The organism is Pseudomonas sp. NPDC088890 (genome assembly GCF_044900155.1).
In the GTDB taxonomy this organism is placed as follows: domain Bacteria; phylum Pseudomonadota; class Gammaproteobacteria; order Pseudomonadales; family Pseudomonadaceae; genus Aquipseudomonas; species Aquipseudomonas urmiensis.
Genome location: NZ_JBJDNG010000001.1, coordinates 40,413 through 55,746, shown reverse-complemented (window position 1 = coordinate 55,746; position 15,334 = coordinate 40,413). Strand labels below are relative to the sequence as shown.

Sequence of the window (15,334 nt, the reverse complement as noted above, 5' to 3'; positions counted from 1 at the left end):
CATCACCCTCCGTGATGCCATTGGCAGTAACAGGCCGGTCTCCGGGCTCGTGAGCGAAGCGCGGGCTTCTGCGCCGCGCGCCTTCCCGGGTCATTCAACCCAGTGGCCATGCGCGACCTTGACTCACCTACCGTTGCGGGGGCAGCGCCGGAATACCACCGGCTTCCCAGTTTCACCCCGCCAGACCGCAGCCTGCAGGGCACCTGAAACACGCCGCGAAGGTTAGAGGGTTGCACCGGGAGCGTCAATGAAACAAGGCCGATTTGGCCTGGATCAATGGCCGATCCGGCAGCTTGTGCCAGACTGTCAGCAGTGATATCACATAGCCATTACTTTCAGCTGAACGCGACCAATAACGATAAGGAGAGCGCAGCATGCAAGGTCTGATCATCAACAACCCGCGCCTGGAGTTCCTGCGCCCGGCACTGGAGCGCTGGGTCGATTGCATCGACCGCTTCAATCAGGTCCAGGGCGACAATGAGGCGCCTTACTGGCATGGCGCGGCGGCCAACGTCGGCATGCTGGCTGCGGCGGCCTGGCAGGCTGAACTGGTGGCGCTGGAGCAGTACCAGAGCAAGAAGCAGCGTGATGAGGGTGAGCGTGAGGGGCGCTGCGATCTGTCCATCAGCAACGCTGAGGAGTCGATTCATTTGCGTGCCAGCCAGCGCTGGCCGCGGATTGCCCGGCTGGATTTGAACGCGGCGCTGCAGGAGGCGACGGCGCTGGCCAAGCCTATTGCCTACCCCAGTCAGCTCAAGGCCGGCGCGTTGTTCATCAGCCCGTGGAAGGCGGGACAGCATGCCAGCCCCGAGGAGCTGCAAGATCTGGTGGATGATCTGCAAAAGCACACGGCGTGTGTGGTGGCTTGGTATTTCCCGTATGCGTATCGCAAGTTGCATAACGAACTGGGCCAGTATTTTCCGGGGGTGGCATTGATGGTGAAGCAGGGCTGAAGACTTGGGGCTGCATTGCAGCCCCTGGCAGCGGCCCCCTTACACCGATCGCTCAGGCAAAAGAACGGTGCCAGCAGCAGACTCCTGCTGCTTCACCGCCAACTCTGCTTCCATCGCCTCGCGCAACTTGTCCTTGTCCAGCGCCCCCACCCACTTGGCAATCGCCAGCGTCCCGACACCATTGCCAATGGTATTGGTGATCGCCCGCGCCTCGGACATGAACCGGTCCACGCCCAACAGCAAGACCATCCCAGCCACCGGGATGGTGCCCAGCGAAGCCAGGGTCGCTGCGAGGATGATGAACCCCGACCCCGTCACCCCAGCCGAGCCCTTGGAGGTAAACATCAACACCGCCAGCACGATCAGCTGATCGCTGAAGCTCAGCGGCGTGTTGGTCGCCTGGGCAATGAAAATCGCCGCGATGGTGTAGTAGATCGCCTGGCCGTCGGGGTTGAAGGTCAGCCCCGAGGGGATGATCATCCCTGCCACGGGCTTGGACACCCCGGCCTGTTCCATCTTGGCGATCATCTGCGGCAGCACCGATTCAGACGAGCTGGTGCCGAGCACGGTGAACAGCTCCTCTTTGATGAAGCGCAGGAACTTCCACAAGCTGAAGCCAGCCCAGCGGCAGATCGGCCCGAGGATCACCACCACAAAGGCAAAGCAGGTCAGGTACACGCAGGCCATCAGCTTGCCCAGCGAGAACAGCGACTCGAAACCGTACTTGCCGATGGTGAAGGCAATCGCCCCGAATGCCCCGATCGGGGCCAGGCGCATGACCATGTTGACCACCACGAACATGCCGCGCATCAAGCTGTCGAGGTTGTCGACAAACAGCTGCGCCTTCGGACCGGCCTTGGCCAGGGCCACGCCAAGCAGAATGGAGAACAGCAGGATCTGCAGGATATTGCCCTTGGCAAAGGCATCGACCACGGTGTCGGGGATGATCCCCAGGACAAAGTCGAGGAACGAGCTGTGCTTGGCAGCGGCGGTGTAGCTGGCGATGCTGCCGCTATCCAGGCTCGCCGGGTCGATGTTCATGCCTGCGCCCGGCTGGAACACCTGCACTACCAGCAGGCCGATCACCAGCGCCAGGGTCGACACCACCTCGAAGTAGATCAGCGCGCGAAAGCCCACCCGCCCCAGCTCTTTCATGTTTTCCATGCGGGCGATGCCGGTGACCACGGTGAGGAAGATCACCGGTGCCAGGAGCATCTTGATCAGTTTGATGAAGGCATCGCCAATCGGCTTGAGCGCCTCGCCGGTCTGCGGCCAGAGCACGCCGACGATAGCACCGATGATGACGGCGAGCAGGACTTGCACGTACAGCTTGCTGAGCATGCGTTTCATGATTTGGCCCTGATTGTTGTTTTTGTTCAGGAGTGCCTTGGGGCCTGGCGGTTACCGGCCCCGCAGCGCAAGTCGCGCGAATCAGCGGCGGATCAGCGCCAGCACCGCATCGGTGACCTCACGGGTAGTGGCCTTGCCGCCCAGGTCTGGGGTGTGCAGGCCGCTCTCGGTCACCGCTTCGATGGCGGACATCAATTCAGCCGCCGCCGCCGTTTCGCCCAGGTGCTCGAGCATCATCACCGCCGTCCAGAAGGTGGCGATGGGGTTGGCCACGCCTTTGCCGGTGATGTCGAAGGCCGAACCGTGGATTGGCTCGAACATCGAGGGGAAATCGCGGCTTGGATTGAGGTTGGCGGTCGGCGCGATACCCAGGCTGCCGGACAGCGCGGCGGCCAGGTCGGAGAGGATGTCGGCATGCAGGTTGGTGGCCACCACCACGTCCAGTTGCTCAGGCTTGAGCACCATGGTGGTGGTCACCGCATCGACCAGTTCACGGGTGGTGCGCACGTCCGGATAGTCTTGAGCGACTTCGGCGAACACCTCATCCCACAGCACCATGCCGTGGCGCTGGGCATTGGATTTGGTCACCAGGGTCAGGTGCTTGGCCGGGCGGCTGCGGGCCAGCTCGAAGGCAAAACGGTGAATTCGCTCGACGCCGACGCGGGTGAAGGTCGACACCTCGGTGGCGACCTCGATCGGCAGTCCCTGATGCACCCGCCCGCCACTGCCGGAGTACTCGCCTTCTGAGTTTTCCCGCACGATCACCCAGTCGATCGCCTTGCCCTTGGCCAGCGGGCTGGTCACCCCCGGCAAGACCCGCGCCGGGCGCACGTTGGCATATTGATCGAAGCCCTGGCAGATCGGCAGACGCAGGCCCCACAGCGAGACATGGTCGGCTACCTCCAGGCTGCCGACGGCGCCGAAGAAGATCGCATCGAAGGACTTCAGCGCCTCAAGGCCACCTTCGGGAATGTACTGGCCTTCTCGCAGGTAGCGCTCCGAGCCCCAGTCGAAATGCTCGAAGTCCAGGCCGAAGGTGCCGCGCTTGGCTGCCAGCGCCTTGAGCACTTCAACGCCTGCGGCGATCACTTCCACGCCGATGCCGTCACCTGGGATTGCTGCGATCTTGTAGTTGCTCATGTCTCGATTCCCATTGTTGTTGTGCCCCGCCGGGCTTGTCCTGACGGGTATGGGCCGAGTATATGTAGTGAAATCAGGGCAGCAGTTAACCCTGGATTACTACATAGATAACTCAGGGTTAACAATGAATCCAACACAGGACTTGGGCTTTTTTCACCTGCTGGCCAAGCAAGGCAGCCTGGCCGCGACTGCCCGTGAGCTGGGGGTTACGCCCCCGGCGGTGAGCAAGCGCTTGAGCGCTTTGGAAGCGCGCCTGGGGGTGCGCTTGGTCAATCGCACGACTCGCTCGATGAGCCTGACTGCTGAAGGCGAGCTGTACTTTGCCCACGCGGCGCGGATCCTGGTGCAGGTCGATGAAGTCGAGCAATTGCTTGGCCGTCATCGCGCCGAGCCCAAGGGGCTGATCCGGGTAAACGCCTCGCTGGGCTTCGGCCGACGCTACATCGGCCCGGCGCTCGCCGACTTCTACGCGCGTTATCCGGATATCGAAGTGCAACTTGAAATCAGCGATCATCCGCTGGACCTGGCCAGTCATGGCTTCGACCTGGGCATCCGCTTTGGCAGCCTGCCCGACGCCTCGTTCCATGCACGCAAGATCGCCTCCAATCGGCGCCTGTTGTGCGCCTCACCGCTGTATCTGGACAAATACGGCACGCCGTCGAAGCTGACCGACCTGGCCCAGCACAACTGCATTTTCCTGCGCCAGAACGAGTCGCCCTATGGCGTGTGGAGCTTCACCAGCGGCGGGCGAACGCAGACCGTCAAGGTGCAAGGCGCCCTGAGCTGCAACGATGGTGAAGTGGCGCTGAACTGGGCGTTGCAAGGGCATGGCATCCTGCTGCGCGCCGAATGGGACATCGCCCGCTACGTGCGTAGCGGGCGCTTGCGTTTGCTACTCGAAGACCAGACACCTAGCCGCGCCGACGTCTATGCGGTGTACCCGCAGCAGTTACATCTCTCGACGCGGGTTCGGCGTCTGATCGACTTTTTGATCGAACGTTTTGAGCGCATCGATCATCTGGATCTGGAGGATGTCCAGTAACAACCGCTACTGGGTAACGACTGGGAAAAAGCGCTCGACCAATGCCGAGGATTTTACTTTGGCAATGTAGGCCGCGCGGTCGAACAGCTCACCTGTGCGCATGTCGTACACCGATCCGGCGGCTGGCTTGTCGATCTGGCTCAGCGACACATGGATGAACCGGTAGCCATCACCGTACACTTGCTCCAGCTGGTCGATACGAAAGTAATGCCCTGGCAAGAACAAGGTTTCTGCCTCATCCCAGTACATGGAAAATGCACTGATCGGGGTACCGCTCTGATAACGCCCTTCCGGCAGTTCGAATACCACCGAGGTATCGTCGAACGATCCATCCAGGCCGCTAGCTTCTCCGACCGTGCTTGACGAGGAAAACTGGCGCACCAGGTAGGGGTTTTCGGTAAAGGACGTCAGGTCGGTATTGACCAATATATCACCGACACTCAACTGGCCACGGCGAAAGTGCTCACCACTGGTGCCACGCCCGCCATGGCCACCGCGATACAGCGTCACCGCATTGCTCTTGGGCAATGATTCGAGGGTGTCAGCCAGATCGTCGATGTAGCTTGCGCAGTCGTCGTAGCGATGCACCCCTTCGCGAAAAACCTGATTGATCTGCGATTCCTCATCGGTGTAGTACTCGATCAGGAAGTTGACGAACTCCCCGCCTTGGTAGCGAAACGAGTACTGCGGTTTGCCGTTGAGCATGACGCAGGACAATCCGTGACTGTCGACATCCAGCGTCGCATCCGGGCTCAGGCTAGGGATGCCCGATGCAAGCAGAATTTTTTTGTGACGTGCTCGTGCTTGCGCCGACAAGTGCTTGCTGCGGACGCCGTGAGTCTTCATGTACTCGTCCCACAGCGCTGAAGTACGGCTGGGTATACCCGATACTGGCGGCGGGCTTCCGCCTAGCAGCCTGGGGGGCTCGAGCAACTCCCACTCACCGAAATCATTCTGGCGTACCGGTAGCAAGGGACCAAAGGCAAAGGGCTTGTCCGCTGAGACGATGAGCCAGACAGACAATTCATGGCTATAACGCACGCGATAGGACAACCCACGCAACATAATCCAGCAAGCGCCGTCAGGGGTGACCCGCAGCCCCGACAAGCGTCCACTGCTGATATGCTCGCCGCTGCTCAGCGCATTGCTTTCTTTACCCGCAAGAACGGCGTCGGGCGTAGAGCAAACAGTCCACTGTGACAGCGATGCATTGGCCTCGTGGAACGGTGCCTGGTAGGCCAACGAGGCATAACTGGACTGAAAGCCCAGATCAGCCATATTCAAAGCGGCGAACAGGCTGTCGAGCAACGCATCCCGCAAAGCGGCTTTGCGCGCCTCTTCACCGGGCGCATGCAGGGATATGTCCACTCCTAGGCCAAGTTTTGCCACCGCAGCACCGAGCAACACCAGGGTCACCGGCCAGCCCAGGGGTGCGAAGCCACCGAATACATTCAGGAACGCGGCAAGATAGCCACTCCACATCGCCTCGCGCAGCCCGGCGTTATCCAGCATGATCGCTGCACTGTCCTGCATCTGGGCGCGGGCCTGTGCGGCCAGGTAAACGAAGATGTCTTGGCTGATCTGCACCTCTTGAAGCGCCAGCAACGCCAGGGCGGCCTGATCGGAACGGGTGTTGGCGATTGCCCGAAGCGTTACTCGGACCAACTCAGCAAGCGACTTGTCGCGTGGATTGGTCAGCAGATTGCTGAGAAACCCTTGCAGCCCCTGCGTGCTCTTCAATTCGCCGCGCAACCATCCAGCCATGGCCAGTTCGCTCTCGAACGCTCGCAGCGCCTCTGTCGACCAGGGCAGATACAGCAGCACGCGACCACTGTCTGCGCGAAAACTGTAGATGCAAGCGTTGTCCCCACGTCCCAATGCGTACCGACTTACTGCCAGCGAGCCACTGGTGCTGTCTTGGCGTAACTGCAAGAGGCTCGGCAGTTGTCCCGAGGACTCCAACCCGTCAGCTGCCATGGCACGCAAAGTCGTGGCATCCGCCGGACTGATGCGCCCCGCGCGGACGGCCTTGACGCATTCGCCGAGCAGATTGATCTTGGCCAGTACCTGTACATTGACAGTCTGCGTTGCCCAGAACTGGGCGACCTCTGCGCGGTACACCTCGGCGAAATCCAATGCCCACAGATCTTGCTGTACCGCACTGCCCAGCATGCGCACTTCGTTGCGTTCATCGAAATGAGCAGCCTGTGGCCCTTGCTTGTAGAAGCCGCCATAGAGGTCCAACTCGTCACTGGCATCTTGAAAACGTAGCTCGAAGCGCTCGACAACCAGTTCGGTGAGGGTGACAGATTTCACTGGCGGGCCGCTGTGCTGCCAGCCGTTGAAGCTACGGCTGCTGGAACTGGAGGTCTCGAACCGGTGCCACCAGACGAAGCGCGGGTCGATCGCCTTGCCGGTATGTTTAAGCACTATTCGCGCTGCATGCTTGCGTGCCAATACATAAGGGTCGGGATAGTCACGCAAAAAATCTTCCACCACCTGTATCAACGACCGCGCCACATCCAGCGACTGTAGTTGACGCTGTTTCTTGTCCTTGATCCCGTTCAATGGCCACCTCCTGGCCTGATTATCAGGCGCCCATCATGGACAGTCAGGTGTGCATCAGGCGGTACATGTGTGTGTGCCCATAATTGCCAAATGACCTGCAGCGTCGGCCAGCCCCCTGAATTTACGCAGACCAACGCTGGAGGACAGCAGGCATGTTGACGATGCCCAGGACTGGCTTTTTTTAATGGGAGGGCCCGGCGATGGGCCAGCCAGTTGGTGCGAAAGTGGAATCGTCGATGACTACTCCGGCCTCTTCGCGGGCAAGCCCGCTCCCACAGGCTCACCGCCAACCAGAACAACGGCGCGGTGCCTGTGGGAGCAACTGTCATTCTGTGAGAACCGACCTTGCCGGCGATGGATGCGTAACCCCGGCTGAGTCGGGCATCGCCAACCAGTTGGTGCGAAAGTGGAATCGTCGATGACTACTCCGGCCTCTTCGCGGGCAAGCCCGCTCCCACAGACTCACCGCCAACCGGAACAAAGGCGCGGTGCCTGTGGAAGCAACTGTCTTTCTGTGAGAACCGACCTTGCCGGCGAAGGATGCGTAACCCCCGGCTGAGTCGGGCATCGCCAGCCAGTTGGTGCGAAAGTGGAATCGTCGATGACTACTCCGGCCTCTTCGCGGGCAAGCCCGCCCCCACAGACTCACCGCCAACCGGAACAACGGCGCGGTGCCTGTGGGAGCAACTGTCTTTCTGTTAGAACCGACCTTGCCGGCAATGACTACTCTGGCCTTTTCGCGGACAAGCCCGCTCCCACAGACTCACCGCCACCGGAACAACGGCGCGATGCCTGTGGGAGCGGGCTTGCCCGCGAAGAGGCCAGAACAAACAATACAAATCAGGGATTCTGCGCCAAATGCCCCGGTGGGATGATCCGCTTGGCCTGCAAATAAGCCTTGGCCCAGTAGCTATTGGAAAGATAATCCAGACGCACTGTCCCACCCGTGGAAGGCGCATGAACAAAGCGCCCCTCCCCCACATAAATTCCGGCATGGCTAACCTGCGACCCACCGTTCGTCGCAAAGAACACCAGATCCCCCGACTGCAGCGCCTTCTGATCCACGGTAGGCGCGCGCATGACGATCATCTCCCGCGTCGAACGCGGCAAACTGATCCCCGCAGCATCGCGGTACACATAGCCAATCAAGCCACTGCAATCGAACCCTGAATCGGGCGTATTACCGCCCCAACGATAGGGCGTACCGACCAAGCCAATCGCCCGGAACAGCACATCTTCCGCCACCGGCGAGGCGCTAACTTGTTGATTGAAGGTAGTTTGTGGCTTGACCACCGGCGCCGGTGCAGGCGCGCGGCTGGAGCAGGCAGCCAGCAACGCCACCAGGGAAAGTAATGCGAAGCGCGCCATCATCACCATGGCCAAAACTTCCTGTCAGAGACCGATCGACCGTAGCCGAAAAGAGTTGAGAAATTAGATTAGACGCTTTCTGTAAATGCGCACGGCGGCGAGCTTTTCAGCATCGCCGCCGCGAGAGAATATAGCAATTCGCTATCAGTTGCGCGAGATCGTGGTCGGCGCCATGGCCAGGGCGCGCTTGGCCTCGATGAAGGTCTTGCTCCAGTAGCGGTCACCGAGGTTGTCGATGCGCACACCACCGCTGCGGCGGCTGCTGGAGTGGATGAATTGATTGTCACCCAGGTAGATGCCTGCATGGCTGACGCGGCCACGGCCATTGGTGCTGAAGAACAGCAGATCACCTGGCTTGAGTTTGTTCCGGGCAACCTTGGGCGCATCGACGTTGATCATCTCGCGGGTCGAGCGCGGCAGGGTCATGCCGGCTTCCTCACGGAACAGATAACCGATGAAACCGCTGCAGTCGAAACCGGATTTCTCCGAGGTACCGCCAAAGCGATAGCGAGTGCCGATCAGCGACATGCCACGTTCCAGGATGCTGTCGGCAAGGACTGGCAACTGGTACGGCTTGCTGGTGCTGGAAAAGGCGTCGAGGTCTTCTTCAGTGGCCACTGGCTCTTCAGCGAAAACCGAAGAGGCCGAAGCATTGGCCATGACCGCGGAATGGGCGGCGACCTGGGGTTGATCCTGAGGCTGGGAAACCGGGCCATGAGCCGCGCAGCCAAAAAGCAGGGTCACGAGTGCGAGTGGCACGAGGGGTGCGAAGCGCTTGAGCATGGGCACGACCGTGTCTGTAATCCTTTAGAAGGGTGAGACTATGCCCTCTATCATGGCCATTTGCAAATTTTATCGAAAAAGATGTGACTTTTCCTACGCAACGCTCTGGCCCGCTGTTTTCAAGGACTTACCAGCCGAGGGTTTCCTTGAGGAACGGGATGGTCAGTTTGCGCTGGGCCTGCAGCGAGGCCTGATCGAGGCGTTCGAGCAGATCGAACAGTGCACTCATGCTGCGCGCGCCACGGGTGAGGATGAAATGGCCGACCTCATCGGTCAGGTGCAAGCCACGGCGCGAAGCCCGCAGTTGCAAGGCGCGCAGCTTGTCTTCATCGGACAGGCCACGCATCTGGAAGATCAGCGCCAAGGTCAGGCGCGACTTGAGGTCAGGCAGTTTGATCGGCAGCTCCCGCGGCGAGCTGGAGGCCGCCAAGAGCAGGCGCCGGCCACTGTCGCGCAGGCGGTTGAAGAGGTGGAACATGGCCTCTTCCCAATCGGCTTTGCCAGCGATCACATGCAAGTCGTCGATGCACACCAGCTCGTATTGTTCGAGGTGGTCGAGCAGCTCTACGCCGCGCTCGAGCAATTGCGCCAGCGGCAGGTACACGGCAGGTTCGCCGCGTTGCTGGAAACGGTGGGTGGCGGCCTGCAACAGGTGAGTTCGGCCCACACCCTGTTTGCCCCATAAATAAATGAGGCTCTCGGTCCAGCCGGCGTCGGCTTCACATAGCCGCTCGACGTAGCCTAATGCCGCGGCATTGGCGCCCGGATAGTAGTTGATGAAGGTAGCGTCATCGCGCAGACGCACACCCAGGGGCAACTGGATCGGTTTCATGCTGGCTGACGGTCGCGAGGACCACGGGGGCCTTTGGTGAACAGTGTGCAAAGTCTATACCCGCAGCGCGGGCGGCACAATCGGCGAGCGCAAGAGCGCAAGTAAAATCAATGAGTTGCGCGGTAAAAATGCAAAAAAAGGGGCCTTTTGCACGGCCCCTGACGGTGTCACAGGTCCGGATCGACCTCGCCGCCGTACATGTCCGACTCCTTGTACAGGTCATGCACATGACGCAGCAGCACCATGATCACTGCCGCCACGGGCAAGGCCAGCAGCACCCCGGTAAAGCCAAACAGCTCGCCCCCGGCCAGAATCGCGAAGATCACCGCCACCGGATGCAGGCCAATGCGATCGCCCACCAGCATCGGTGTCAGCACCATGCCCTCGAGCACCTGGCCGATCATGAACACCGCGACGATGCCCAGCAGCGGATACGGATCGCCGCCAAACTGGAACAACCCGGCAATCAAAGCGGCGCCGATGCCAATGATGAAGCCCATGTACGGCACGATCGCCGCAAGCCCGGCCAACAGACCGATCAACAGACCCAGTTCCAGGCCTACCAGCATCAAGCCGCTGGAATAGATCACGCCCAGCGCCAGCATCACCAGCAACTGGCCACGCACGAAGGCGCCGAGTACTTCATGGCATTCGCCCGCCAGGCCCATCACCTGCGACTCACGCTGGCGTGGCAGCAGACTGCGCAGCTTGGCCATCATCACGTCCCAGTCGCGTAGCAAGTAGAAGCCCACCACCGGAATCAGCACCAGGTTGGCCAGCCACGCCATCAGCGCCAGGCTCGAAGCAGTGGCCTGCGACAGCAGCATGCCGACGATGTCGGTGGTCTGGCCCATGTGCGCGCCGACCGCGGCCTTGATCTTGTCGAACTTCCAGAAGCCGTCGGCCAGGCCCAGGCGGCTCTGTACCCAAGGCAGCGCAACATGCTGCAGCCAGTCGAGCATTTGCGGCGTCAGTTCGTACAGGCGCACCAACTGCTTGGCCAGCATCGGGATCAGCACCAGCAACATGGCCATGAAGATCAAGGTGAACAGGCTGAACACCACCACCACGCCCCAGGTACGCGACAGGCCCAGGCGTTCCAGGCGATCGACCAGCGGGTCGGCCAGATACGCCAGGAGAATGCCGACCAGAAACGGAGAAAGAATGTTGTGCAGGCTATATAGCAGCACGGCGATCAGCAGGGCCACGCCCAGCCATACCCAGCGACGCGGGTCAGTCATCATTTGCACGCATCCTTACCAGGCAAAACGCAGGCCGTCGAACGGCTTGGGCGCAGCGGCCTGAACCGCCGCAGGCTGCTCGGCCCCAGGCTGTGCTGCGGGCGCTGGCGGATTAGCCGGGCTGGCCGGTTGTTCGGCTGGCAGTTCCTGAAGCTTGGCCAGGCCCAATTGGGCGCGCAGCTGCTCACGATTGCCGGTGACGGCATAGGTCAGCGTGGCGCCATCGACCATCTGCAAGCGCGGGCCATAGGGCTCGAGCACACGGCTGAGTTCAGCGTAGCGCTGCAGGTTCATGCCCTGCACTTGCACTTGCAGCTCACTGCTGGCTCCCGGGCGGGTGACATAGCGCGGTGCCAGGCGGTTGCTGACTGCGAGCATGACCGCATCGGCCAACGCGGCCTGATCAGTGCCTTCGGCATCGCCTTGTTCGCGCTGATCCCCCAGCCACAGCTGCCATTTGCCCTGCCACTTGCCGTCGGCTTCATGGGCGTGCACCGCCAGCAGGGCATCGGCGCCATAGCGCTCGGAGGCCTCGCGCAGCGGCGCCGGGTCCTTGCCTTCCAGCTGCTTGGGGGTGGCGACCAGTTGCTCTTGCAAATCAGCCAATGGCAGGCGCAGCGGCAGGCCACGGTGCTGGGCGGCGCGGCGCAGCGGTTCGGCAGCGCTTTGGCCGTCGCCGACCAGGCTGCTGCCATCGACACTGTCATTCAACCACCAGCCGAGAATCGCGGGCCGGTTATTGCCCCACAGGGCCAGGCCCGCCTTGCGCAGGGCGCGCTCGGTGCTGCCGGGGTCGAACTCCACCAGCACGCTCTCCGGCGGGCCAGCATCGCTACCGACCTGATTGATGATCTGCTGCGGGTCGCTACGCAGCGCGGCCAGGGCCGGGCTCTGCGGCGCCTTGGGGTCGCCGGTCAAGCGCAGTACCAAGGTATCCAGGGCTTGGCGAGTGGCCTGGGTACGCGCTTCGCTGCCCTGCCCTTGCAGCGGTTCGCGAACTTGATACAGCCCGGATACCGCCTCGGCCTGGGCGGCAGTGCCGACCAGGGCCAGGCAACCGGCGGCCAGGTAGTTGAGAAAACGCATGGAGGATTCCTGTCCAGTGAGCTAAGTGACGGCGAACATCGCGCCTGCCGGCTCAGACCACCGCGTGAGAAAATCGCTCCTTCACGCCAGCAATCAGAGTCCGCCGCCTTTTCTATACCTTATACAGGCGCTGGCGTGGCAACCAGTCGCGCACGCCTAAACAAGGTTTTTTAATCGATTCCCGGCCAGTCGGTCGGCCTGAGGATGGCCGCTGCCCGGCAACCCTGATAAAATCGCGCGCCTTCGCAGACCAGTGACGAACAGGCAGCCGCCGCTTCAACAGCCGGCCTTGGCCGTCGCGGTCGTTTTCCTGAATCCCTCCCTCCTAAAGGCCTGGATCAATGAGCAAGCAACCCTCCCTGAGCTACAAGGACGCCGGTGTAGACATCGACGCCGGCGAAGCACTGGTCGAACGCATCAAGGGCGTGGCCAAGCGCACCGCACGCCCTGAAGTCATGGGTGGCCTGGGCGGCTTCGGCGCCCTCTGCGAGATCCCGGCCGGCTACAAGCAGCCGGTTCTGGTCTCCGGCACCGATGGCGTCGGCACCAAACTGCGCCTGGCGCTGAACCTGAACAAGCACGACAGTATCGGCCAGGACCTGGTCGCCATGTGCGTCAACGACCTGGTGGTCTGTGGTGCCGAGCCGCTGTTCTTCCTCGACTACTACGCCACCGGCAAGCTCAATGTCGACGTCGCCGCGACCGTGGTCACCGGCATCGGCGCTGGCTGTGAACTGGCTGGCTGCTCCCTGGTCGGTGGTGAAACCGCCGAAATGCCAGGCATGTACGAAGGTGAAGACTACGACCTGGCCGGCTTCTGCGTCGGCGTGGTGGAAAAGGCCGAGATCATCGACGGCTCGAAAGTCGCCAGCGGCGATGCGCTGATCGCCCTGCCCTCCTCCGGCCCGCATTCCAATGGCTACTCGCTGATCCGCAAGATCCTCGAAGTGTCCAACACCGACATCGACAGCACCCAGCTCGACGGCAAGCCGCTGGCTGACCTGCTGATGGCCCCGACCCGCATCTACGTCAAGCCGCTGCTCAAGCTGATCAAAGACACCGGCGCGGTAAAAGCCATGGCCCACATCACCGGTGGTGGCCTGCTCGACAACATCCCACGCGTGCTGCCGAAGAACGCCCAGGCGATCATCGACGTGGCCAGCTGGCAGCGTCCGGCCGTATTCGATTTCCTCCAGGAAAAAGGCAACGTCGACGAGCACGAAATGCACCGCGTACTGAACTGCGGCGTTGGCATGGTCATCTGCGTCGCTCAGGATCAGGTCGACAACGCCCTGAACGTGCTGCGCGCAGCGGGTGAGCAGCCATGGGTCATCGGCCAGATCGCCGATGCCGCCGAAGGCGCTGCCCAGGTCGAGCTGCAAAACCTCAAGGCACACTGATGCCGAGCAAGACCTGCAACGTCGTGGTACTGCTGTCGGGTTCCGGCAGCAACCTGCAAGCGCTGATCGACAGCAGCCTGGGTCAAGACAGCCCGGTGCAGATTCGCGGGGTGATCTCCAACCGCGCCGACGCCTATGGCCTGGAACGGGCCAAGGCCGCCGGGATCGACACCGCAGTGCTGCAACACCAGGGTTTCGATGGGCGCCAAGCCTTCGATGCAGCGCTGATGGCGCTGATCGACGGCATGCAGCCTGACCTGGTGGTCCTGGCTGGCTTCATGCGCATCCTCAGTGGCGACTTCGTGCGCCACTACCAGGGCCGCCTGCTCAACATCCACCCCTCGTTGCTGCCCAAATACAAGGGCCTGCATACCCACCAGCGTGCGCTGGAGGCGGGTGATACCGAGCACGGCTGCAGCGTGCACTTTGTCACCGAGGAACTCGATGGCGGGCCACTGGTCGTACAGGCAGTGGTTGCGGTAGCGCCAGACGACACCGTGCAAAGCCTGGCCAACCGGGTTCACCATCAGGAACACCAGATCTACCCGCTGGCGGTGCGCTGGTTCGCTCAAGGGCGCTTGCGTCTTGGCGAACACGGTGCATTACTGGATGGCCAGCCGCTGGCGGCCAGCGGTCACTTGATTCGACCCTAGGAGAATTTATGCGTCGCGCCCTGCTCTTGGCTCTCGCCGTGCTTGCCCTGCCCCTCCAGGCAGCCGATCTGAAGCCGTTCTCGGCCAGCTACACCGCCGACTGGAAGCAGCTGCCCATGAGCGGCACCGCTGAACGTAGCCTGGTGAAGAATGCCAATGGTACCTGGGACCTTAATTTCATGGCTTCCATGATGATTGCCAGCCTCACCGAGCAAAGCACCCTGCGCCTGGACAACGACACCCTGCTGCCACAGAAGTACCACTTCGAGCGTGGCGGCCTGGGCAAAGCGAAGAAAGTCGATCTGGACTTCGACTGGACCGCGAAGAAGGTCACCGGTAGCGACCGTGGCGATGCCATCAGCCTGCCGCTCAACCGCGGCGTGCTGGACAAGTCGTCCTATCAGTTGGCGCTGCAGCATGATGTGGCCGCTGGCAAGAAGAGCATGACCTATCAGGTGGTCGACGGTGACGAGATCGACACCTACGACTTCCGCGTGCTGGGCACTGAGAAAGTCAGCACCAAGACCGGCCAGGTCGATGCAGTCAAGGTCGAGCGCGTGCGCGACCCGAGCCAAAGCAAGCGCATCACCGAGTTGTGGTTCGCCAAGGACTGGGACTACCTGCTGGTGCAACTGCGTCAGGTCGAAACTGATGGCAAAGAGTACGTGATCGTGCTGCAGGATGGCACGGTCGATGGCAAGTCGGTGAAGGGTAACTGATCGCCTGGGCTTGTTGCTGACACACAAACCCCGCCGCGCGCGGGGTTTCTTTTTTGCCTTTGGTATTGGGTGATACATGGCGCGTGGGAGCGGGGGTGGCCCCCCCCAAAGGGTTATTGTGGTAATCCAAAACCCGGGCCAACCCCCCCCCCCCCAACAACAACCACCCCGAAAAAAAAAAAAAAAAAATCGAATTTTT

13 protein-coding genes and 1 riboswitch are annotated in these 15,334 nt (G+C 61.5%); of the genes, 5 read left to right on the top strand and 8 right to left on the bottom strand.

Features of this window, described 5'->3' with window-relative positions; genetic code table 11:
* Positions 1–14 precede the first annotated feature (14 nt).
* A riboswitch (cobalamin riboswitch) is annotated at positions 15–222 on the bottom strand.
* Positions 223–374: 152 nt separating this feature from the next.
* Positions 375–953, top strand: a complete 579-nt coding sequence (locus tag ACI2JX_RS00245) for a hypothetical protein (protein ID WP_368972449.1) — start codon at positions 375–377, stop codon at positions 951–953.
* A 39-nt stretch (positions 954–992) separates the two neighbouring features.
* On the opposite strand, the gene ACI2JX_RS00240 is transcribed toward ACI2JX_RS00245, so the two are convergent.
* Positions 993–2,303, bottom strand: coding sequence for a dicarboxylate/amino acid:cation symporter (locus tag ACI2JX_RS00240; protein ID WP_404689105.1), 1,311 nt, complete (start codon positions 2,301–2,303; stop codon positions 993–995).
* An 81-nt stretch (positions 2,304–2,384) separates the two neighbouring features.
* Positions 2,385–3,443, bottom strand: coding sequence for a tartrate dehydrogenase (locus tag ACI2JX_RS00235; protein WP_186554658.1), 1,059 nt, complete (start codon positions 3,441–3,443; stop codon positions 2,385–2,387).
* 124 nt (positions 3,444–3,567) lie between these two features.
* Here ACI2JX_RS00235 and ACI2JX_RS00230 point away from each other — a divergent pair, with 124 nt between their 5' ends.
* Positions 3,568–4,485 (top strand): LysR family transcriptional regulator, encoded by a 918-nt coding sequence (locus ACI2JX_RS00230; RefSeq protein WP_264235744.1) that lies wholly within the window; start codon positions 3,568–3,570, stop codon positions 4,483–4,485.
* A gap of 6 nt (positions 4,486–4,491) precedes the next feature.
* Here the strand turns inward: ACI2JX_RS00230 and ACI2JX_RS00225 are convergent, their stop codons facing one another.
* From ACI2JX_RS00225 to ACI2JX_RS00200, 6 genes are all read right to left on the bottom strand, one after another.
* Complete coding sequence (locus ACI2JX_RS00225; protein ID WP_404689104.1) at positions 4,492–7,053, bottom strand: dermonecrotic toxin domain-containing protein; 2,562 nt, start codon at positions 7,051–7,053, stop codon at positions 4,492–4,494.
* Positions 7,054–7,893: 840 nt separating this feature from the next.
* Entirely contained in the window at positions 7,894–8,430 is a 537-nt protein-coding gene (locus tag ACI2JX_RS00220) for a C40 family peptidase (protein ID WP_368972445.1), read from the bottom strand.
* A 135-nt stretch (positions 8,431–8,565) separates the two neighbouring features.
* Positions 8,566–9,204 carry a C40 family peptidase gene (locus ACI2JX_RS00215; protein ID WP_264235741.1) on the bottom strand — a complete coding sequence of 213 codons (639 nt, stop codon included), beginning with the start codon at positions 9,202–9,204 and terminating at the stop codon, positions 8,566–8,568.
* A 127-nt stretch (positions 9,205–9,331) separates the two neighbouring features.
* Positions 9,332–10,036 carry a DnaA regulatory inactivator Hda gene (gene hda / locus ACI2JX_RS00210; RefSeq protein WP_186554653.1) on the bottom strand — a complete coding sequence of 235 codons (705 nt, stop codon included), beginning with the start codon at positions 10,034–10,036 and terminating at the stop codon, positions 9,332–9,334.
* A gap of 167 nt (positions 10,037–10,203) precedes the next feature.
* Complete coding sequence (locus tag ACI2JX_RS00205; protein ID WP_264235828.1) at positions 10,204–11,277, bottom strand: AI-2E family transporter; 1,074 nt, start codon at positions 11,275–11,277, stop codon at positions 10,204–10,206.
* Positions 11,278–11,292: 15 nt separating this feature from the next.
* Positions 11,293–12,363: a DUF2066 domain-containing protein gene (locus ACI2JX_RS00200; RefSeq protein WP_368972444.1), complete on the bottom strand. Its 1,071-nt coding sequence runs from the start codon at positions 12,361–12,363 to the stop codon at positions 11,293–11,295.
* 341 nt (positions 12,364–12,704) lie between these two features.
* Here ACI2JX_RS00200 and purM point away from each other — a divergent pair, with 341 nt between their 5' ends.
* The 3 genes from purM to ACI2JX_RS00185 are packed head-to-tail and all read left to right on the top strand — an operon-like array spanning position 12,705 to position 15,135.
* Positions 12,705–13,763: a phosphoribosylformylglycinamidine cyclo-ligase gene (gene purM, locus ACI2JX_RS00195; RefSeq protein WP_186554651.1), complete on the top strand. Its 1,059-nt coding sequence runs from the start codon at positions 12,705–12,707 to the stop codon at positions 13,761–13,763.
* A complete protein-coding gene (gene purN, locus ACI2JX_RS00190; protein WP_404689103.1) occupies positions 13,763–14,416 on the top strand; it encodes a phosphoribosylglycinamide formyltransferase in 654 nt (217 codons plus the stop codon). Before purM ends, purN begins: the two co-directional genes overlap by 1 nt.
* 8 nt (positions 14,417–14,424) lie before the next feature.
* Positions 14,425–15,135, top strand: a complete 711-nt coding sequence (locus ACI2JX_RS00185) for a DUF3108 domain-containing protein (protein WP_404689102.1) — start codon at positions 14,425–14,427, stop codon at positions 15,133–15,135.
* The last annotated feature ends 199 nt before the right edge of the window (positions 15,136–15,334 follow it).